At 73.5% G+C, this 20,195-nt stretch carries 19 protein-coding genes; 11 read left to right on the top strand and 8 right to left on the bottom strand.

The window, feature by feature from the left end; genetic code table 11:
- Positions 1–3 precede the first annotated feature (3 nt).
- Both O1G21_RS04785 and O1G21_RS04780 read right to left on the bottom strand, forming a co-directional pair.
- Positions 4–1,179 (bottom strand): globin domain-containing protein, encoded by a 1,176-nt coding sequence (locus O1G21_RS04785; RefSeq protein WP_270141050.1) that lies wholly within the window; start codon positions 1,177–1,179, stop codon positions 4–6.
- Between the two features lie 89 nt (positions 1,180–1,268).
- Complete coding sequence (locus tag O1G21_RS04780) at positions 1,269–1,712, bottom strand: RrF2 family transcriptional regulator (RefSeq protein ID WP_270141048.1); 444 nt, start codon at positions 1,710–1,712, stop codon at positions 1,269–1,271.
- A 139-nt stretch (positions 1,713–1,851) separates the two neighbouring features.
- On the opposite strand from O1G21_RS04780, the gene O1G21_RS04775 reads away from it, so the two are divergent.
- Together O1G21_RS04775 and O1G21_RS04770 are read left to right on the top strand one after the other, a co-directional pair.
- Complete coding sequence (locus tag O1G21_RS04775) at positions 1,852–2,490, top strand: helix-turn-helix transcriptional regulator (RefSeq protein ID WP_270141047.1); 639 nt, start codon at positions 1,852–1,854, stop codon at positions 2,488–2,490.
- A 7-nt stretch (positions 2,491–2,497) separates the two neighbouring features.
- Positions 2,498–3,631, top strand: coding sequence for an aminotransferase class I/II-fold pyridoxal phosphate-dependent enzyme (locus tag O1G21_RS04770; RefSeq protein ID WP_270141046.1), 1,134 nt, complete (start codon positions 2,498–2,500; stop codon positions 3,629–3,631).
- Positions 3,632–3,691: 60 nt separating this feature from the next.
- Here the strand turns inward: O1G21_RS04770 and nagB are convergent, their stop codons facing one another.
- The 4 genes from nagB to O1G21_RS04750 form a co-directional block, all read right to left on the bottom strand.
- Positions 3,692–4,474: a glucosamine-6-phosphate deaminase gene (nagB, locus tag O1G21_RS04765; RefSeq protein ID WP_270141044.1), complete on the bottom strand. Its 783-nt coding sequence runs from the start codon at positions 4,472–4,474 to the stop codon at positions 3,692–3,694.
- 258 nt (positions 4,475–4,732) lie between these two features.
- The gene (locus O1G21_RS04760; protein ID WP_270141043.1) at positions 4,733–5,140 is read right to left on the bottom strand and encodes a hypothetical protein; all 408 of its coding nucleotides are present in this window, start codon (positions 5,138–5,140) and stop codon (positions 4,733–4,735) included.
- A 171-nt stretch (positions 5,141–5,311) separates the two neighbouring features.
- Complete coding sequence (locus O1G21_RS04755) at positions 5,312–5,704, bottom strand: SDR family NAD(P)-dependent oxidoreductase (protein WP_270141042.1); 393 nt, start codon at positions 5,702–5,704, stop codon at positions 5,312–5,314.
- On the bottom strand, positions 5,701–6,012 hold the full coding sequence (locus tag O1G21_RS04750; RefSeq protein ID WP_270141040.1) for a hypothetical protein: 312 nt from the start codon (positions 6,010–6,012) through the stop codon (positions 5,701–5,703). Before O1G21_RS04750 ends, O1G21_RS04755 begins: the two co-directional genes overlap by 4 nt.
- Positions 6,013–6,210: 198 nt before the next feature.
- Here O1G21_RS04750 and O1G21_RS04745 point away from each other — a divergent pair, with 198 nt between their 5' ends.
- From O1G21_RS04745 to O1G21_RS04735, 3 genes are all read left to right on the top strand, one after another.
- Positions 6,211–6,972 (top strand): serine/threonine protein kinase, encoded by a 762-nt coding sequence (locus O1G21_RS04745; RefSeq protein WP_270141038.1) that lies wholly within the window; start codon positions 6,211–6,213, stop codon positions 6,970–6,972.
- Entirely contained in the window at positions 6,969–8,513 is a 1,545-nt protein-coding gene (locus tag O1G21_RS04740) for a serine/threonine-protein kinase (protein ID WP_270141037.1), read from the top strand. Before O1G21_RS04745 ends, O1G21_RS04740 begins: the two co-directional genes overlap by 4 nt.
- Positions 8,514–8,654: 141 nt before the next feature.
- Positions 8,655–8,777 carry a hypothetical protein gene (locus tag O1G21_RS04735; RefSeq protein WP_270141036.1) on the top strand — a complete coding sequence of 41 codons (123 nt, stop codon included), beginning with the start codon at positions 8,655–8,657 and terminating at the stop codon, positions 8,775–8,777.
- A gap of 307 nt (positions 8,778–9,084) precedes the next feature.
- Here O1G21_RS04735 and O1G21_RS04730 read toward each other — a convergent pair whose 3' ends face one another.
- Positions 9,085–10,149 (bottom strand): LPXTG cell wall anchor domain-containing protein, encoded by a 1,065-nt coding sequence (locus O1G21_RS04730; RefSeq protein WP_270141035.1) that lies wholly within the window; start codon positions 10,147–10,149, stop codon positions 9,085–9,087.
- A 505-nt stretch (positions 10,150–10,654) separates the two neighbouring features.
- Here O1G21_RS04730 and O1G21_RS04725 point away from each other — a divergent pair.
- From O1G21_RS04725 to O1G21_RS04715, 3 genes are all read left to right on the top strand, one after another.
- Complete coding sequence (locus O1G21_RS04725) at positions 10,655–11,968, top strand: geranylgeranyl reductase family protein (protein WP_270141033.1); 1,314 nt, start codon at positions 10,655–10,657, stop codon at positions 11,966–11,968.
- 271 nt (positions 11,969–12,239) lie between these two features.
- The gene (locus tag O1G21_RS04720) at positions 12,240–13,610 is read left to right on the top strand and encodes a sialidase family protein (RefSeq protein WP_270141032.1); all 1,371 of its coding nucleotides are present in this window, start codon (positions 12,240–12,242) and stop codon (positions 13,608–13,610) included.
- Positions 13,611–13,910: 300 nt separating this feature from the next.
- Positions 13,911–14,873, top strand: a complete 963-nt coding sequence (locus tag O1G21_RS04715; protein WP_270141031.1) for a hypothetical protein — start codon at positions 13,911–13,913, stop codon at positions 14,871–14,873.
- A gap of 93 nt (positions 14,874–14,966) precedes the next feature.
- On the opposite strand, the gene O1G21_RS04710 is transcribed toward O1G21_RS04715, so the two are convergent.
- Entirely contained in the window at positions 14,967–15,857 is an 891-nt protein-coding gene (locus tag O1G21_RS04710) for a universal stress protein (protein WP_270141029.1), read from the bottom strand.
- A 292-nt stretch (positions 15,858–16,149) separates the two neighbouring features.
- Between O1G21_RS04710 and O1G21_RS04705 the strand changes: the two genes are divergently transcribed.
- The 3 genes from O1G21_RS04705 (at position 16,150) to O1G21_RS04690 (ending at position 20,109) form a co-directional block, all read left to right on the top strand.
- On the top strand, positions 16,150–16,611 hold the full coding sequence (locus O1G21_RS04705; protein WP_270150772.1) for a carboxymuconolactone decarboxylase family protein: 462 nt from the start codon (positions 16,150–16,152) through the stop codon (positions 16,609–16,611).
- Positions 16,612–17,000: 389 nt separating this feature from the next.
- Entirely contained in the window at positions 17,001–18,815 is a 1,815-nt protein-coding gene (locus O1G21_RS04695; protein WP_270141027.1) for an alkaline phosphatase family protein, read from the top strand.
- A 505-nt stretch (positions 18,816–19,320) separates the two neighbouring features.
- The gene (locus O1G21_RS04690; protein ID WP_270141025.1) at positions 19,321–20,109 is read left to right on the top strand and encodes a hypothetical protein; all 789 of its coding nucleotides are present in this window, start codon (positions 19,321–19,323) and stop codon (positions 20,107–20,109) included.
- Positions 20,110–20,195 lie beyond the last annotated feature (86 nt).

Genomic DNA, 20,195 nt, shown 5'->3' with positions numbered 1-20,195 from the left:
GGATCAGGCGCCGAGCCAGAGGTCCGGGCCGAACACCTCGTAGTGGATGTCCGCCGCCGGGACGCCCGCCGCGAGCAGCTGGCCGCGCACGGCGCGCAGGAAGGGCAGCGGGCCGCACAGGTAGGCGGTGGTGCCGGCCGGGATCTCGACGGTCGACAGGTCGGCCAGGCCGGTGCGCTCGGCCGGCCACTCGCCGAGCGGCTGCTCGTAGAAGACGTGGGCGGTGGCGTTGGCCAGCTTGGCGGTCAGCTGCTCCAGGTCGGCGCGGAAGGCGTGGCTGAGCTGGTCGCGGTCGCCGTGCACCGAGACGACCTGGCGGGTGGAGCCGGTGGCGGCCAGGTGGTCGAGCATCGCGGTCATCGGGGTGTTGCCGATGCCGGCGGAGGCGAGCAGCACCGGGCCGTCGCCCTCGGCGAGGAAGATGTCACCCAGCGGGGGCGCCAGCTCGACGGTGTCGCCGGCGTGCAGGTGGTCGTGGAGGTGGCCGGAGACCTCGCCGTCGCGCTTGACGCTGAAGCGCAGGGCGTCGTCGGCGCCGCCGGAGAGGCTGTACTGGCGGATCTGGTGGGCGCCGTCGGCCAGTTCGGTGCGCACCGAGACGTACTGGCCGGGGCGGGAGGCCGGGACGGCGCGGCCGTCGGCCGGGCGGACCAGGTAGGTGGTGACGGTCTCGGTCTCCTGGTGGCGGGCGACCACGGTGTACGGCCGCCACAGGTCGGCCGGGTCGCCGCCGGCCGCGGCCTCGGCGCGCAGCCGCTGCTCGATGGCCATCAGGGCGTTGGCCATCAGCCAGTAGACCTCGTCCCAGGCGGCGGCCACCTCGGGGGTGACGGCCTCGCCGAGCACCTCGACGATCGCGGCGAACAGGTGCTCGTGGACGACCTTGTACTGCTCGTTGTCGATGCCGACCGAGACGTGCTTGTGGGCGATCCGCGCGAGCATCGCGTCCGGCCGCTGGTCGGGGTCGGCGATCAGCGCGGAGGCGAAGGCGGCTATCGAGCCGGCCAGCGCCTCGCGCTGGGTGCCGTTGGCCTGGTTGCCCCGGTTGAACAGGTCGCGCAGCAGTTCCGGGTGCGCGGCGAACAGCCGGTCGTAGAAGCGCGGGGTGATGTCACCGATCGCGCCGCCCACGATGGGCAGGGTGGCCTCGACGACCTCGGCGGACTTCGCGGACAGCATCAGAGGAGCTCCTGACTGGTGGCTGATAACTGGTATCTGAGATTCGCATTAAAGGCCGTGGGCGCCGACTGACCCCCGGGGGGATGGGGTCAGTCGGCGGGTCTGGCGGTGAGGCCGAGCAGCACCGGCCCGGTGGGGGAGGCCACCAGGTCGTCGATGCTGAGCGGGTCGAGCGCGGCGAAGAACGCCTCCTGTGCGGTGCGCAGCGCCCCGCGCAGCCGGCAGGCGGCCCGCAGCGGGCACGGCGGGTCGTCCTCACAGCCGACCACGTCGCCGACGCCCTCGAGCTCGCGCAGCAGCAGGCCGAGCGAACCGGTCCGCCCGGCGAAGGTGATCATCAGCCCGCCGCCGCGTCCGCGCCGGGCCTCCACCACCCCGAGGTGCTGCAGCCTGCTGACCACCTTGGCCGCGTGGGTGTACGGCACGCCGACCGACTCGGCCACCTCGCGGGTGGTCGGGTTCTCGCCCTCGCCGAGAACGGCGAGCCGCATGGCGATGCGGAGGGCGATGTCGGTGCTCTTGGTCAGCCTCACGAATCGAACGCTAACGAATGCGACTCCACAACTCCAATTTGCCGCCCGATCCCGACTGAGACCCTGGTCACGTCGCCGGTAGGTCCGGGCGGGACCTCACCTCTGGACGAAGTGTCCGATCCGGACGTACAGTCCATGCATGCCTGCCGAAACCCCCGACCCGCGCGTGCGGACCTGGTCGCCGGTCTGCCGCGCGGTGGCCCTGCTGCTCGGGCCCTACGCCGAGGTGGTGCTGCACGACACCGCCACCGACCGGGTGCTGGCCATCTGGAACCCGATGACCCCCCGCGCCCCCGGCGACCCGTCCCTGCTCGGCGAACTGGACGGGCTGGACCCGTCCGCGCCGGACGTCTACGGGCCGTACGAGAAGCTGCTGCCGGACGGCCGGCGGCTCTCCTCGGTCAGCGCCGTGCTGCGGGACGACGCCGGCAAGCCCTCGGCGGTGCTCTGCGTCAACCTCGACCGCGGCCCGCTGGAACGGGCGGCCGCCCTGCTGGCGAACTTCGCCGCCCCCACCGCCCCCCGCCCCGAGCCGCTGTTCGAACGCGACTGGACGGAGCGGATGAACGACGTGATCGGCGGCCACGTCCGCGCCCAGGGCCGCCCGCTGGAACGCTTCACCCGCGAGGACCGGCTCGCCGTGCTGCGCGAGCTGGACGAGGCCGGGGTGTTCGCCGTCCGCCGCGCCGTCCCCGCCGTCGCCACCGCGCTGCGGATCTCCCGCTCCACCGCCTACGCCCTGCTCGCCGAGCTCAAGCACCCGCCCGTGAAGGACTGAGGACCAGATGACCCAGCTGCCCGACTTCCGGCTCGAAACCTATTTCACCCGCTGGGAGTTCACGGCCCGCCACCACCTCACCGCCTCCGACGCCCAGACCATGACGATGGCCGAACTGCTCGCCCTGGCCGGCCCCGAGGACCGCGAGGCCTGGGACACCCTCGCCCTCGGCTACACCGAGACCTTCGGCGACCCGGGCCTGCGGCAGGCGATCGCCGGGATGTACGAGCGGGTCGAGGCGGACGACGTGATCTGCTTCGGCGGTGCCCAGGAGGGCATCAACCTCGCCATGCAGGTGCTGCTCGAACCGGGCGACCACGCGGTGGTGCTGACCCCCAACTACCAGTCGGCGGAGACCATTCCGCTCTCCCTCTGCGAGGTCACCGGCGTCGCGCTGGACGAGCGGCAGGACTGGGCGCTCGACCTGGACGCGGTCGAGGCGGCGCTGCGGCCCAACACCAAGGTGCTCGCGGTCAACTTCCCGAACAACCCGACCGGCACGCTGATCCCCGCCGCCGACTTCGCCCGGCTGGCCGAACTGTGCGAGGAGCGCGGCATCCGGCTGTTCTCGGACGAGGTCTACCGCGGCCTGGAACGCGACCCGGCCCGCGCCCTGCCGCAGGCCGCCGACCTCTCGGCGACGGCGCTCTCGCTCAACGTGACCTCCAAGTCGCTCGGCCTGCCCGGCCTGCGGATCGGTTGGATCGCCTGCCGGGACCGCGAGCTGCGTACCCGCCTGGAGCGGGCCAAGCACTACACCACGATCTGCAACTCGGCCCCCAGCGAGGTGCTGGCCAGGATCGCGATCACCGCCCGGGAACGGATCCTGGCGCGCAACCGGGGCATCGTCGCGGAGAACCTGCCGCGGTTCGACGCCTTCTTCGCCGAGTTCCCCGAGCTCTTCGACTGGCGGGCCCCGGAGGGCGGCTGCGTCGCCTACCCGCGCTACCGCGGCGCGGACGGCGTGGAGGACTTCTGCACGGCCCTGGTCGAGCAGGCCGGCGTGCTGTTGATGCCCGCGAGCATGTTCCGCTCCGAGCTCACCCCCACCCCCACCGACCGCTTCCGGATCGGCGTCGGCCGCCGCGACCCCGGACCGGCCCTGGACGCCTTCGCCGACTGGCTGCGCAAGCGGCGCTGAGCCGTCCGAAGCGGACAGCCGGGGCGCCGATCGGCACCCCGGCTGTTTCCGCGGGTGCGGTCAGAGCTTCTGCCAGGCCGGCTTCGCCGCGTAGGTGTCGCGGAAGTAGTCGGCGAGCCTGAGCCGGGAGGCGGCGGCCTCGTCGACCACCACGGTGGCGTGCGGGTGCAACTGCAGCGCCGAGGCGGGGACGGCCGCGGCCAGCGGGCCCTCGACGGCCAGGGCGACGGCCTCGGCCTTGGCCTCGCCGGTGGCCAGCAGGACCAGGTGGCGGGCCTCCAGGATGGTGCCGATGCCCTGGGTGATGACGTGGTGCGGGACCTCGTCGATGCTGTCGAAGAAGCGGGCGTTGTCCACCCGGGTCTGCCGGGTCAGGGTCTTGATCCGGGTCCGGGAGGCGAGCGAGGAGCAGGGCTCGTTGAAGCCGATGTGGCCGTCCGTGCCGATGCCGAGCAGCTGCAGGTCCACGCCGCCGGCCTCGGCCAGCGCGCGGTCGTAGGCGGTGGCGGCCGCGGCGATGTCGGCCGCGTTGCCGTCCGGGCCCAGGAAGGAGTCCTCGGTCAGGCCGAGCGGCTCGACGACCTCGCGCAGCACCACCGAGCGGTAGGACTCCGGGTGGCCGGCGGGCAGGCCGACGTACTCGTCCAGCTGGCAGATCCGCGCCCGGGAGGCGTCCAGGCGGCCGTCCCGGACCCGCTCGGCGAGGGACTGGTAGATCGGCAGCGGGGTCGAGCCGGTCGCGACACCGAGCAGGGCGTCGGGCTTGTCGGTCAGCAGATCGGTGATCGCCGCGGCGATGAGTTCGCCGGCCGCTGAGGCGTCAGGGACGATCACGATTTCCATACTGGGTCCACCGTTCTGAGGCGAGTCTGAGGTCTAGACCTCCGAGGTCTAGACCAGTTTGCCGTGAACGGGCTCCCAGGTCCACCCGGGGGCGGTGCCGGGGCTCGGGCGTCATGCCTGGTGGCGGCTCGGTGGGGCCTGACGTGCGAAGAGCCGGGGCCTCGAAAGGCCCCGGCTCCCTGCGCCCTGTCGTACGGGCTGCCCTGTCCTACGGTTGCCGTTCCACCGGTGAACGGCCGGGGGTCCTGACCTGCTGGATCAGAACGGGTTGGTACAGGTGGTCACCTGCTTGCTGGCGTCCAGCGCCGGGCCGGCGGTGGCGCAGACGATGCGGGGGGCGATGGCGGTGACGCGCGGGGTGGTGGCCTGGGCCGGGCCGAGTCGGACGGCGGTCGCGCTGGCGACCGTCTCCCACGGGCTGCCCCAGGCCTGCTGGGTGCGCACCTCTACCTGAACCATCGTCAACTGGGTGGGGTCCGCGTTGACCTGGGCGATGCCGACGATGCCGTCACCGTCGACCTGGTGCGTGATGCAGGGGCGGTTGACCACCGTGGCGCAGGCGACGGTGCCGGCCTCGGACGTCGCCGTGGCGGCCATGGCGGGGGCAGTCGACAGCCCTGCGATCCCTGCCACCGTCATCATCACGGCTGCAATCCGAGTGCGCATGATCTGAACCTCCTTGGAAATTAAGGGAATCTCACTCCTTGAGATGAGTCTTGCACACATCATGGAATCGGTGAGTGTGCGTTGCGTCACACCCATGGTGACGGTTCAACTACTGGCTGCAATCATTCGCCGAATGTTCAGCGCACGGACAACTTCCGGCCTGACGGACGATCAGCTCATGGGCGGCAGGATCATCCGCCGTCCGGCCGTCGCCCCGCCGCCCGCCGGCACCGAGGCGCCGGTCTGGTGGCCGAAGTCGTCCGAGGTCAGGGCCAGGATCGCCCGGGCGATCTCCTCCGGTTCGGCCATCCGCTCCAAGCCCTCGATGTTCGACGGACCGTAGGCCGCCTTGAACTTCGCCCAGGCCGGGTCCGGGATGCCCGGCGGGCGGACGAAGGTGGTGTCCGTGGTGCCGGGGAGGATCGCGTTGATCCTGATGCCCCGCGTCCCGTACGCCAACGCCGCCGCTTTGACCAGACCTTGAATCGCCCTTTTGCTGGCCGTGTACGCGCCGCCGTTCGGCCGGGTCCGCTCGGCGGCCGAGGAGGCGGTGCGGACGCTCACCCCGCGCCGGCCGCGGCGAAGGCCAGCGCGGCCGCCCGGCCGATGCCCGAGGTGAAGCCGGTGATCAGCACCGCCTTGTCGCGGAACCCGCGGTCGCCCCGCTGTCCGTCGTCGGAGCCGTCCGGTCGGCCACTCGGCGCGGCCTGGGCCCGTGCGGCGCCCGGGGTGGCGGCGGCCGCCCCGGCCAGGTTGAGCGCGGAGGCGCCCAGCAGGGCCCGCCGGATCCCCGGACGCGGGCGAAGTCGGGAAGGGGGAAGGGGAGTTGATGTCCATGACCGCCACCCTGGCCGCAGTCGCCCCGCCGCCACCTCGGCCGGCCGCACCTTCCGGCCGCGCGGACCGGACCGACCGGCCGGCGGGAGGAGTCGCCGTCCTCCCTGAGGCGGAGGGCAACTCCGGGCCGACCTGCCGAGGTTGGCGGTGTTCCTTCACCCGTCCGAGTGGCGCCTTGCCACCCGGACGAATCGGACGGCTACCATCGAGCCGACTCCCACGGAGGGGTAGGCGTGGACACCGTCATCGTGCAACTGCCCGGCCCGGGGCCGGATCCGGCGCCCGGCACGGCACCCGGACTGCTGCGGATGGGCCCGGGCGAGGCCGCGGTGTTCGGGCGCGGCGAGCCCGGGCGGCCGGTCGCCATCCCGCTGCCCGACCAGGGCGTCTCCCGCCGCGCCGGGGAGGTGGTCGCCGCCGAGGACTACTGGCGGCTGTCCAACTTCAGCGCCACCGCCACCTACGTGGTGGAGAACCTCGAGGGCGCGGGGGAGCACATCAAGGTGGCCCCCGGACGCCTCGGCGCGCCCGTCCCGTTTGAGCTCTCCCGCGTCCTGCTGCCCGCCCTCGGCGAACCCGCCGCCTTCAAGGTCTTCGCCCCCCAGCACGCCTACCTGGACGGCCACCCGGCCGGCGCCGACGGCGAGCGCACCGTCAGCCCGTTCGCCCTGGACCCGACCGCCAAGTACTTCCTGGTGCTGCTCGCCCTCTGCGAGCCCCGGCTGCGCTCGCCCTCCACCGCCGCCGTCCCCGGGGTGGCCGACGTCCTGGCCCGGCTGCGCGCCCTGCCCTCCTGCCGGGGGCTGACCCGCTCGGCCGTGAACTACCACATCGACTACCTGGTCGCCACCAAACTGCGGCTGCGCGATCCCTACGAGGAGGGCCCGACGGGCGGCAAGCGCGAGGAACTCGTCGCCCTGGCCCTGAGGTTCGACCTCGTCCGGGAGGAACACCTGGCCCTGCTCCCGCCCCGGCGACCGGTCGACCGGCCGTGAAGCCGGCCGAGCAGCGGGACGCCGACGGGCCCGGCGCCGCCCCGGACGCCGAGCACCCGCAGGAGAAGCCCGTCGCCGCGCGACCGCCCTTCGACGTCCCCGACGGCTACCCGGTGGCCGGCTACCGCGTCGGCGCCTTCCTCGGCGCGGGCGCCTGGGGCAGCGTCTACGCCGCCGAGGCCCCGGACGGCACCCCGGCCGCCGTCAAACTCCTCGGCCCGGTCCGCTCCAGCCCCGGTCAACGCCGTACCCTGGCCCAGATGGCCGCCGGCGAGCTGCGCTTCAGCCGCCGCGCCGACCACCCCCACCTGATCCGCACCCTCATCGTGGTCACCGTCGAGGACCCCGACCGCCCCGAACTGGACGGCGCCGTCGCCCTGGTGATGGAGCGCGCCGCCCGCAGCCTGCAGGACGTGCTGGCCGCCGCCCGGGCCGGAACGGCGGTGCCCGGCGCCGAGCGGATCCTCACCGAGGTGTGCGCCGGGCTGACCCACATGCACCGGGCGGGCTGGGTGCACGGGGATCTCAAACCGGCCAACCTCCTGCTGATGCCCGACGGCACCGCCAAGATCGCCGACTTCGGGCTCACCGCCGAGCTGGAGGGCACCCACGCCTACGCCCCGCCGCTCGGCTCGCCGGACCACGTGCCGCCCGAGTGGTGGTCCCAGCGCACCGGGGCGCGCGGGGTCGCCCTGCGCCCCAGCGCCGACGTCTGGGCCTTCGGGGTGATCGCCCACCAGCTGCTCACCGGCGGGCTGCACCCCTTCCTCGGCGCCACCGCCCGGGCCCGCTCCCTGGCCGCCCAGGCGTACGCGCGCGGCGCGGCCCCGCTGCGGCTGGACCAGGCGCTGCCGGCCCGCTGGCGGCCGGTGGTGGCGGCCTGTCTGGCGGCCGACCGGGAGGAGCGCGCCCGCACCGACCTCACCGCGCTGGTCGCCCGGGCCACCGCCCGTCCGGCCGGGCGCCGCAGGGCCGTCCGGGCCGGTGCCGTCCTGCTGACGTGTGCGGCGGTCCTGCTCGCGCTGACCGGTGGCCCCGAGCCAGCCGGTCCGGTCGCCCACCGCGCCGCGTCGCCGCTGCCCGGGGCGATCCCGGCCGGCTCCGACGTCCCGACGGCCTACCGGGGCATGATCGAGGGCGCCGCCCGGCGCTGCCCCGAGCCGGAGATCACCCCGGTCCTGCTGGCCGCGATGCTCAAGGCGGAGAGCGGCTTCGACCCGAACGCGGCCCGCCCGGAGACCGGTGAGTACGGCATCGCGATGTGGACGCCCGCCGTCTTCGAGGCCTGGTCCAAGGCCGCCAACCACGACGGACCGAAGTCCTACCTGGACCCCGGCGACGCGATCGCCGCGATGGGCAACTACGTCTGCTGGCTCGACCAGCAGCTGAAGCGGCGCGGCTTCACCCACGACCTGCCCGCCCTGGTCACCGCCGCCTACCGCACCAGCGACAAGTCGGTGGCGGCCGCCGGGGGCGTCCCGGAGCGGGTCCGCCCGCACGTCGACACGGTGCTCCGCTACCTCGCCGACTACGGCGGGTGACGGCGCGAACCGGGACGAGTCCTCCCACAACCCCACGCATCCCGGCGCGGGCACCCGGGTGACCGGCCTCCGTCCGGGATCCTCGGGCGCACGATCACGAAGCTCCGCGCGGCCTCCGCGCAACGGCCCCTCGTCGTCCCGGTGGCGGCGTTCGTCGGGCTCGTCCTGACCTGGCACGAGGACCTGCCCGGCCGGGTGGTCGGCGTGGTCGCCGTGTTCCTGGTGGGGGCGGTGCCGGCGGCCGCGAATCCGCGAGAGCGGTGAACCGCTGAGGCGGTGGTGGCCGTGGTGACGAACGGAAGCCCCTGGCACGTCCCCCCGTGCGGTCAGGGGCTTCCGCCGTCTCCGGCCGTGCCCGCTGGGAGGGGCGGGGTCACGGCCGGGAGCCCCGGCGCCGCGGCTGTCGGCGGGTCAGGGGCTCGGTGGTGCCGCGGCTCAGACGCGGCCCTGCGGCCTCCGGAGGGCTCAGACCTCCGGAGGCGGCGGCATCGGCCCCGGCTGATCAGCGACACGGGCTGATCAGCCGGGGCCGGCGCGGCACCTCAGTGGTGCCGCGGGCTCCTGAGGATCGTCAGGAGGAGGTGCGGCGACGGCGGGTGTAGACCACCGCGCCCGCGCCGGCGACCAGCAGGGCGGTGCCGGCGCCCGCGTACAGCAGGGTGCCGTCGCTACCGGTGGAGGCCAGCTTCTTGCCGTCGGAGGCACCCGGGATCGGGGTCGGGACGCTGACCTTGGCCGGCACGACCAGCGGCTGGTCCGGGGCGACCTTGGTGCCGGTGCCCGGGTGCACCGGGACGGTGGCGGTGGGCGGGGTGGACGGGCCGGCGCTCGGGACGTCGCTGGGCGCGTCGGTCGGGACCTCGGCGGCCGGGGTGGTCGGCGCGGGGGTCTTCGCGGGCTCGGTCGCCGGGGTGGTGGCCGGGGTGGTCGGCGCGGGGGTCTTGGCCGGCTCGGTCGCCGGGGTGGTGGCCGGAGTCGTCGCCGGGGTGGTGGGCGCCGGGGTGGCGGGCGGCGTGACCGAGTGCGAGGGCGCGGGGGTCTGCGACGGGGTCGGGGTGTGCGACGGGACCGGGGTGTGCGAGGGGGTGGTGCTCGGCACGGCGGTCGGGCTCGCCGACGGGGCCTTGGTCGGGCTGCCGGTGGCGGTCGGCTTGCCGGTCGGGGCCGGGGTCTGGCCGCCGCAGTCGACCTTGAAGACCTTGTGCTTGGGGTTGCTGACGTCCGGGTGCTCCGGCAGCTCGCCGTCGACCAGCGGGACGGCCTTCCAGAACAGCTTGTAGTGGCCGTCCGGCAGGTTGATGTCCTCGGTGCGGATGTGGCCCTTCTCGTCGACCGGGATGTCGCCGTACACGACCGGCTCGGTCATGTCGTTCATGTCGAAGATCGCCCAGAGCACGTCCTGGTTCGGGTCGAAGCCGAAGGAGTCCAGGTAGAAGGTGCAGACCTTGGGCTCGTTGCGCACGTCCTCCTGGCCGGTGGCGGCGTCGTGGATCTTCACGGTGCCGTTGTTGCCGGGGTGGCCCTTGCCGTTGCCGTTGCCGCCGGCGGCGGCGTGCGCGACGGGGGCGAGCAGCATCAGGGCGGCGGCGGTCGGGACGGCCACCAGGGAGCGTGCGGCGGTGGAGCGGATGTGCATGCGTCTTCCATCGGGTAACGGCAGGCCGGGACGAGCCTGTGGGGTGGGAGGGAGCCTTCGGTCGGCCGCCGGGCCAGGGGCCGGAGTCGTACGACGTGAGGGGCACAAAAGTTCCCGTAGTGGGAAACGCTACGCAAGGGAGGTTTGGCCGAAATGCATCACTGAGAGCGATTAGTCCGGCTAGTCCCTCGCAACAATCTGATCACCCGATTGTGTTGAACGCGTGTGCGCCGTAGGCATGTCATGCGGATCCCGGCGGCCCCGGCCGCGCCGACGGGCGGCGGGTGAGCGGTGCGCAGGTGCAGCGCGGGCGCGACGGCGACCCGCTGGTGGCCGGTATTGGCCGGTCCGCGACCCGGGTCCGCGTGTCGGGGCGGCGGGCGGAAGGCGGGGTTCTCTATCGTCCGTCTGGAACCGGACAGTCCACCGATTCCGTTCCAGGTGCGGCCGATCGCGTGAGCGACCGGTCGAGTCCGCAGCCGATCCGACCCAGGGGGAGTGCTCGATGCCCGGCCCAGAGCAGCAGGTGCGACCGGAGCGGCAGCGGCCCGCCCCGACCGAGGACAGCGCTGACGTCATCGTGGTCGGCGCCGGCCCGGCCGGCTCCACCGCCGCCTACCACCTCGCCCGCACCGGCCTGGACGTCCTGCTGCTGGAGAAGTCCGCCTTCCCGCGCGAGAAGGTATGCGGCGACGGCCTCACCCCACGCACCGTCAAACAGCTGGTCGACATGGGCATCGACGTCTCCGAGGAGGCCGGCTGGCTGCACAACCGGGGCCTGCGGCTGATCTCCGGGCAGCGCTCGTTGGAGTTCGACTGGCCCGAGCTCTCCGCCTTCCCGGGCTACGGACTGGTGCGCCGCCGCGCGGACTTCGACGAACTGCTCGCCCGCAAGGCCGCCGCGGCCGGCGCCCGGCTGGTCGAACGGGCCAACGTGGCGGGTGCGTTGACGGACGAACGGACCGGCCGGATCACCGGCGTCAGCGCCAGACTGGGCGAGGAGCGCAAGCCCGTCGAGTACCGGGCGCCGATCGTGGTCGCCGCCGACGGCAACTCAACCCGGCTGTCCGTCGCGATGAAGCGCTACCGGCGCACCGACCGCGCGGTGGGCGTGGCCTACCGCACCTACTTCACCACCCCGCGCCACGACGACCGCTACCTGGAGGCCTGGCTCGACCTGCGCGACCCGAACGGCCCCGCCCACCGCCTGCTGCCGGGCTACGCCTGGGTGTTCGGCATGGGCGACGGCACCGCCAACGTCGGGCTCGGGGTCCTCGACACCGCCAAGACCGACCTCGACTGGCGGGACCTGCTGCGGCGCTGGTGCGCCGACCTGCCGCCCGGCTACGGCTACACCCCCGAGGCGGTCACCGAACCGATCCGCGGCTCCGCCCTCCCGATGGGCCTCAACCGCCAACCCCATTACGCCGACGGCCTGTTGCTGATCGGCGACGCGGGCGGCACGGTCAGCCCCGGCACCGGCGAGGGCATCGCCTACGCGATGGAGTCCGGCCGCTACGCCGCCGAGACCATCGTCCAGGCGCACGCCCGCCGCACCGACCGCGGCCGCGAACTCGCCCTGCGCGCCTACCCGCAGAAGCTGCGCTCCGCCTACGCGGGCTACTTCGCGGTCGGCCGGCTGGCCGCCGACCTGCTCGGCCGCCCCCGGCTGCTCGGCGCCGCGGGCGCCGCCGGGCTGGGGCACCCGGCGCTGCTGAAGGTGGCGTTCCGGCTGATGGTCAACCTGACCGAGCCCAACTCCAAGGACGCCCTGGACCGGCTGCTCCACCTGCTCGGCCGGGTCGCCCCGGGGCGCTGAACTCCCGCACCGGCGACCGTTGTCGGATGATCGGCGGATCGGATCGGCCGGTGCCTATCCAGCCACGCAGGGGCAGCGCAAGACCCCTGCGTGGCTTTCCGGGATCTGAACCGGCTCCGCACACGACGTCCGAGCGGTCTCCACAGCTGCGCGGCTTCGGGATCGACGGGCGGGGGAATCCGTCCGGAGGCGGGACGCGGCCCCACGGCTGACGGCCCGCCACCCCCACGCCCGTTCCCCAGGCTCCCTTCCACCCCGAGGAGATCAGCCCGTGCGCGCACGTCTCGGCACGCTCAGATCCCTGCTCGCCGGCCTCTGCGCCGGAGCCACCGTCCTCGCCCTCACCACCGGACCGGCGCAGGCCTCGTCGGCAGGTCCCGCCGCCCGTGCGGCCGCCGCCTACTCGATCAGCACCCCGACGAACATCTCGTCCTCCTGCTCGGGGCAGAACGCCGAGGCCATCCAGGCCGTCGATCCGGCGGTGAACGCCGTGTACGACGTCTGGATGGGCTGCAAGGGCATCGGATTCGCGGGCTCGCCGGACGGCGGAGCCACCTTCGGCGCACCGCTCACGCTGCCCGGCAGCACCGGACAGAACGGCAGCCGGTCCTGGGACCCGGCGGTCACCGTCGCGCCCGACGGCGCGGTCTACGTGGCGTTCATGGTCTCCCGCTCCGGCCAGACCTACCCGGTGGTGGACGTCAGCACCGACCGCGGCGCCAGCTTCAAGACCGTCAGCCAGATCACCCCGCCGGACGCGAACGACTGGGGCGACCGCGACTTCATCACCGCCGGCCCGGACGGCACGCTCTACCTGACCTGGGACTACGGGCCGAGCGCCGCGGCGGTGACCTTCCTCTGCGCGGCGTCCGGCAGCTGCTCCTTCGCCACCGGCGACGTCAACGCGGTCCTGCAGAAGTCCACCGACGGTGGCAGGACCTGGAGCGCGATGTCGCACATCAGCCCCGGCTACCCGAACAGCGGGGCCGACAGCGCGCCCGTCACGGTCGAGCCGGACGGCTCGATCGACGTGCTCTACCAGGGCTACACCGTCACCAACGTCCCGACCGACGACCTCACCGTCGCCTACGCCTACGCGACCCGCTCCACCGACGGCGGCGCGACCTGGTCCCAGCCGGTGCGGATCGGCCCCGGCGCCGGGACGATGAACAACAGCGAGTGGTGGATCGACGGCAGCGAGGCGCTCGGCCCGGACGGGACGCTGTACGCGACCTGGGACACCCAGGGTTCGAACAGCGACACCGGGTGGCTGTCGTACTCCCAGGACCACGGGGCGACCTGGTCCACCCCGCTGCAGGTGCCCTCGGACACGCTGAACGTCCCGCACATCATGCAGGTCGTCGCCGGTCCCCCGGGGATCGCCTACGTGGGCTGGCTGTCGAGCAGCGACCCGCGCGGCTACGCACAGTACCTGCGGACCTTCTCGATCACCCGGGGCTGGCTCTCCGCCCCGGTCCAGGTCTCGCAGAACTTCGGGACCGGCTCGGTGTGGCCAGGCGACACCTTCGGCTTCTCCGCGCTGGCGCCCGACCGGCTGGTCCTGGCCTGGGGCAGCGCCGTCGCGCCCACGGCCTCGAACGACAGCATCTGGGCCGCGACGGTCGGGGTCGCGCTCCCCTGACGCGGAGCGGGCGGGCCGGTCGCGCGGCCGGCCCGCCCCGGTGCCCCGGTTGCGGCAGCCGGTCACCGGGGCGACGGCCGGGTCAGAAGGTGGAGTACACCGTCACCCCGATGGCCCGCGAGCTGTACGAATCACTGCTCGCGCTCACCGGCCGTGCTCGAGCGCCGCCGCCACCGGATCGACCGGGCCCGCACCGCCTACGACCATGCCCGCGGCGAGGGGAAGGCCGTCCCGGCCCCGGCGTCTTGAGAACAACTCCACCCAGGCGTGCCGTCCGGACGGCCGGGTATCCGCACACGCATGGGACTCTTTCGCAGACCAGGCCGCTCCGAGCGGCCCGGACGCTCGGAGCGGCCCGGACGTTCCGAGCGACCGGGACGTTCCGAGCCCAGAGCTTCGAGGACGGGCCCCACCACACCCCGCTCCCCGAACTCCGATCCCGCCCCCGGCGCGGGCGACGCCGTCCCGGACACGGGCCTGGCCGAAGGCCTCGCCGAGCTGGTCGAGCGGGCCGAGCAGCCGACCGGGGCCTGGCCGGCCACCGAGCAGTACGCCGAGCGAGGCCGCGCCCGGGCACTGATGGCCAAGGCGATGCGGCGGCTGGCCACCGGCGGCCGGGGAGCGTTCCTCGGCGGCAGGGCCCTCACCGAGCAGCTGGTGCGCGCAGCCCCGCGGATCCCGATCCGTGACCTCGCCACCCTGCGCGCCCAGCATCCCGGCGCCGACGACCCCGAGCGCCTGGCCGACCTGCTGGTCGCCGGCGCCACCCGGGCCTCCGGCGCGCTCGGCGCGGGCGTCGGGGCGGTGGCGATGCTGCCCGTGCCGCCCGCGATGCCGGTGGAGATCGCGGCCGAGACGCTCGCCGTGGCGGCCGTGGAACTCAAGCTGATCGCCGAGCTGCACGAGGTCTACGGCGTCCCGGTACGGGGCAGCGCCACCCAACGGGCCGCGGCCTACCTGGGAGCCTGGGCCAACCGCCGGGGGATCGACGCGAGACTGCTGATCCGCCCAGCGGGCCTCGCGGCGCTCACCCTCGGGGCGGAGGTGCGCCAACAGGTGCGCCGCCGGCTCACCCGCAGCTGGATGCGCCGACTGCCGTCGACGATCCCGCTGCTCCTCGGCGCGGGCCTCGGCGCGACGGTCAACCGGCGCGACACCCGGCGGCTGGCCGAGCAGGTCCGCGGCGACCTGCGGATGCGCCGACCGGCGGACCCCGGCTACTGGACCGCAGCCGGTGTCACCAGGACTGACCGCGGCCGGTGACGAGGTCGCGGGCCCGGTCGACCAGGCGGGTACGCTCCTCGGCCACCGAGCGGCGCACCCGCCGACCTGGGAGGTGCAATCCGGTGGGTGGGCTCAGCCGTACGGGACGACGGCGACCGGGCAGTGGACGTGGTGGATCACGGCGTGGGCGACCGGGCCGAGGTGGTGGTGCCGGAGCGGCAGGTGGCGCAGCCGGCGGCCGACGACGAGGAGACGGGCCGTCGTCGCGGCGTCGACGAGGTCGACGGCGGGCTTGCCGCGGACCAGGTCGGCGGTCACCTCCACCTCCGGGTACCGGGCCCGCAGCGGTTCCAGGGCCTCGGCGAGACCGGTCCACTCGACGCTGGACACCTCGCCCTCCAGCCCGCCGATGGCGCCGTAGGACATGTACTCGCTGCCGGCCGGCGGGGACCAGACGTGGATGACGCGCAGCGGAGCCGAGCGGAGCTCGGCGGCCCGGAAGGCGAAGTCCAGCACCTCCGGCGCCGGGTGGACCAGGTCGAGGCCGACCGTCACGGAGCCGTCCGGCTCGTCCTCGTGGGCGCGGACCAGCACCACCGGGCAGGCGGAGCGGCGCAGCACCTCCTGGCTGACCGAGCCGACCAGGAAGCCGCGCAGGGTGCCCAGCCCGCGGGAGCCGAGCACCAGCAGGGCGGCGCGGTGCGAGGCGGCCTCCAGGGCCTCCACCGGATCGGCGGACACCGGGGCGGAGGAGACCGGGACCCCGGGCACCAGGGCCGCCAGCGCGGACTCGCGCTCGGCCAGGTGGGCGAGCGCGCGGTGGTAGGTCTGGTCGCTGCCGACCACGTCCCGCTTCGGCCAGGGCCAGGCCTCCAGGACCTCGAGCGGGACGCCACGGCGCTGCGCCTCGCGGGCGGCCCACTCGGTGGCGGTCAGGCTCTCGGGCGAGCCGTCGAATCCGGCGACGACGGGGCCGGCGGAGGTTCCGGCCGCGGAGGGTCCGGTCGGGGCGGGATCGGTCACGGCGCGCTCCTCAGGTTCCGCCTCGGGTTCGCCCCCAGTATCGGTGGTGGCCGCGCCCGGCACCTCTCGGCGCTCCCGGGCGGCGGTGCCGGTCGCCGTGCGCTACGACTGCGGCGCCGGACGGACGGGGCGGAAAAGATCCCGCGACGAGCTGTCACACCTGCGCGTCGCGATCCGTCGGGTCCGTGGAAGCACCGAGAAGCGCTGAACGCCCGAGAGGAACGCGACGTTGAACACCCGGTCGACCACCACCACCCGCTCGATCACCGCGGAGGTCCCGCTGCGCCCCCGGATGACCCAGGACCCGGCGGAGCTGGTTCCCGAACTCGCCGAGGTCTCGGCCGCGTTGTTCAAGGCGGCCGGCAACCGTTCGATCCCGCGGACCACGATCAGCCTGCTCCAGCTGCGGGCCGGACAGATCGTCGGCAGCACCTACCTGACCGTCCTGCACACCGGATTCCTGCGCAAGGCGGGGGTGTCGCAGGAGCGGATCACCTCGGTGGCCAGCTGGCAGGACTCGCCGTACCTGACCGCCGCCGAGCGGGCGGCCCTCGCCCTGGTCGAGGCCGTGCTGCAGCCCAGTTCGCAGGGTGAGCGCGTCCCGGACGAGCTGTACGCCCAGGCCGCCGAGCACTACGACGAGAAGGCGCTGGCCACACTGATGATCGCCATCGGTCAGGTCAACTTCTTCGTGGCGATCGCGCTGATCGCCAAGCCCGTTCCGGGGCGGTCCTTCACCGACCCCTGGGCCTGACGACAGCTCATGTCCACGAACCGGCCCGCCGGGCCCCTCGCTCGGTGGGCCGGTCCCGTTCACCGCGCGGCGAGCAGGCCCGCCACCAGCGCGCGGAGCCCGTCCCGGTAGGTGTCCTGGACGGTCAGCGGCTCCCAGCGGTCCGCGATCCGTGCCAGGTGCGGGTACTCGTCGGCGTCGAGACCGGCGTATCGCTCCGTCGCGCACCGGTCGGTGCGCCGCCCGTCGGCGGGAGGCGGTGGACCACTGAGCGAAGTTGTCTGACCAAGTTCGACCGCTGTTAGCCCGCGCGCCCTTCCCCGGGCCGCGCCGAACCGGTATCTCTGTCCCGCCGTGGTGCACCGCCACGGCACCCACCCTCACGCAACCAACGGGACGAGGTACCCCCCATGCGACTGCGCTGGAGCCCCCTCGGCGGGCTGCTCGCCACCCTTCCGCTCGTCGGCGCCCTGGTCGTCGGCGCCCCCGCCACCGCCCAGGCGGCGGTCGGCAGCGGCAACCTGATCGTCAACGGCGACGCCGAGGCCGGCGGCTACTGCACCAACGACTGGAGCGCCGCCACCACCGTGCCCGGCTGGACGGTCCAGGCCGGCGGCATCGACGTCATGTGCTCCTCCGTCGCCTCCTTCGGCCTCCCGAACGACGGCAACACGCCCGGCAAGGCCTTCTTCGGCCCGGGCAACTTCGGCGACGGCTCGATGAGCCAGACCGTCGACGTCTCCTCCGCGGCCACCGCGATAGACGGCGGCGGCGTGCACTACAACCTGGCGGGCTGGCTGGGCGGTTGGACCACGTACGGCGGCTACGTCGCGGTCAGCCTGCACTTCCGGGGCGCCGACGGCAACCCGCTCGGCCCGACCGCCAAGCTGCCGACCGTCTCCGCGACCGACCGCGGCCTGAGCACGAAGTTCCTCTCCCGCAGCGCCACCGGCGGCGTCCCGGCCGGGACCAGGTCGATCCAGGTCGAGGTGCAGTTCCTGTCCACCTCCAACGAGACCGGCTACCTGGACGACCTCTCGCTCACCCTCGACACCCCGGTCACCGCGCCCGCGCCGCTCAGCCCGCCCGGTTCCCAAGTGCCGGGCTACGACCACGTGTTCACGGTCATGATGGAGAACACCGACTACTCCCAGATCATGAACGACCCGGCGGACACCCCGTACATCCACAGCCTGATGTCCCAGGGCGCCACCCTCACCGACGCCCACGGCGTCTACCACCCCAGCGACGAGAACTACCTCGCCGTCGCGGGCGGCGACACCTACACCAAGGGCGCCACCTACTGGCCCAACATCAACTCCCCCCAGCGCAACCTCGGCGACACCATCGAGGACGCCGGAAAGACCTGGAAGGCCTACGAGCAGGGCATGGGCACGCCCTGCAACACCAACAAGAACTACGACTCGTACTACATGCCCGACGACGCGCCGTTCATCAACTACACCGACATCAGCGGAAATCCGACCCGCTGCGCGGCCCACCTGTTCGACACCACGCAACTGACCGCCGACCTCAAGTCGGCCGCGACCACGCCGAACTTCTCCTGGATCGCCGCCGACGACTACTACGACGGAGAGGCCTCCGGCAACGGCAGTGCCGCCAGCCTGAAGACCCAGGACGGCTGGCTGCAGCAGACCCTCGCCCCGGTGCTGTCCTCCCCGGCCTGGACCCAGCAGCGCTCGCTGCTGATCCTGACCTGGGACGAGAGCGAGAGCGAGGGCTACAACCACCTCGCCACCGTCGTCCTCGGCTCCCAGGGCACCGTCCCGGCCGGCACCAGCGGCCCGCTGCACTACGACCACTACGGCATCGGCCGCACCATCGAGTCGGCCCTCGGCCTGCCCGGGCTGACCGCCAACGACACCTACGCGACGCCGCTGAACGCCGCCTTCGCACCCGCCACCGCGACCGCACCGACGCTGACCGGCGACCTGAACGCGGTGGCCAACGGCGGCAACGTCACCCTGCGCTACGCCGTACCGACCGCGGCCCAGGCCGGTGCCAAGAACTGGGTCGGCCTCTACCCGGCGGGCGTCACCCCGGGCTCCCGGTCCGCGCTCACCTGGTCCTACACGCCCAACCAGAGCGGCGCCGTCACCTTCGCCACCGGCAAGCTCAACGGCGCCGGCCGCTACGACGCGTACTACCTGGCCAACGACGGCTACTCGGTGCTGGCCGGCCCGTTCACCGTGACCGTCGGCTGACCGCAGGCCGGTAGCCGGCAGCAGCGAGAAGGGGCCCCCGCCGCGCGGGGGCCCCTTCTGCATGTTCAGAAGATTGAAATGGAATGGATGGAAGCCTATGCGTGCTCGCCAAATCCCGGATGATCTGTCCGTATTTCTCCGTAAAAAGATCCATTTTCTCGTGATTGCGATTTTCAGTTAACAATTGACATGGCGTCGGCTTGCCGGTCAGGATGTGATGCCCCACCGGCCACACCAGCCGCACTGGGCAAAGGGCCGCCGGGGGGACCGCGCCGGTCTTCAGGGGGTCGTTTCCGGACGCTTCGGCGCTGTTCGTCGTGACGTCGGACCACCCCGGCACGCTGCTCAACCCCGCGTTTCCGCACACCGCACGCACGTCGAGACCGCGCTTCTTCCGGCGAGCTCGCATGACGTGCCCATGCCATGCCCTGCCCTGCCACTTCGCACCCTGCCGTGCCGACCGGCCGGCCGCTCACCGCTCCCCGGAGCCCGAGGAGGAACCACCATGCCTGCTGCCACGTCCCGACGAACTGCCCTTCCCGCACTGGCCGTTGTGGTGGCAGCCGTCGTCATCGGGGTCGGCGGGTGCGGTTCCGGTGCGGCGCGGCACGACACGGCGGCCACCGGCTACCGGCTGACGCCCACATCGACGCCGACCCTCCTGACCCCGTCCGGCTCGACGCCGACCGCGCTGCCGACCCCGGCCGAGGCGCCCACGCCGACGTCGTTCCCCTCGGCTCCGGACGGCACCGGCCCGTCGGCGACACCCTCCGCCGTGCCGACCGTCGTGCGGCCGCCGGGCGCGGCGGGCGGCGGGTCGGCGCCGGTCGTGCCGCACGCGCCGGCCGCGAAGAACACCCCTGCGCCCGTCGTTTCGAAGCCGACCGGGCTCGACGTCCAACTTGCCGGTCTCCCCGCGCAGTTGAAGACCGGCGGGGCGCCGGTCGAGTTCTCAGCCGTGTTCACCGATCGCACCGGCGGCGGACTGTCCTCGATCACGCCCACCCTGCAGATTTCCGGTACGGGAGCCGCGAGTTCGGTGTCGCGCCTGAACCCGGCGACCGGCGGATGGGTGTCCGAAGCGGCGGACGACACGAGCTCCGCCCCGATCGGTGTGGCGCCCGGCGCGAGTTCGTACGCCGTGCCGGCGGGCGGTGCGCTGACGGTCCGCTACCGGATCTCGCTGCCGGCCTCGTCCCGGTCGCAGCAGGTGCAGGTCTTCCTGTACGCCGTCGGCGCCGACGGCCGCCAACTGGCCACCGCCACCCAGTCGGTGGCGGTGACGACCGGCTGAGTGGGGCCGCTCCCGCGCACCGCGGCGGTCCGCTCCCGCGCCATCACGACCATCTCCGCCCTCAACTCCACCCCCATTTCCACCTC

Source organism: Kitasatospora cathayae (genome assembly GCF_027627435.1).
In the GTDB taxonomy this organism is placed as follows: domain Bacteria; phylum Actinomycetota; class Actinomycetes; order Streptomycetales; family Streptomycetaceae; genus Kitasatospora; species Kitasatospora cathayae.
This window is presented reverse-complemented; position numbering and strand designations above follow the sequence as displayed.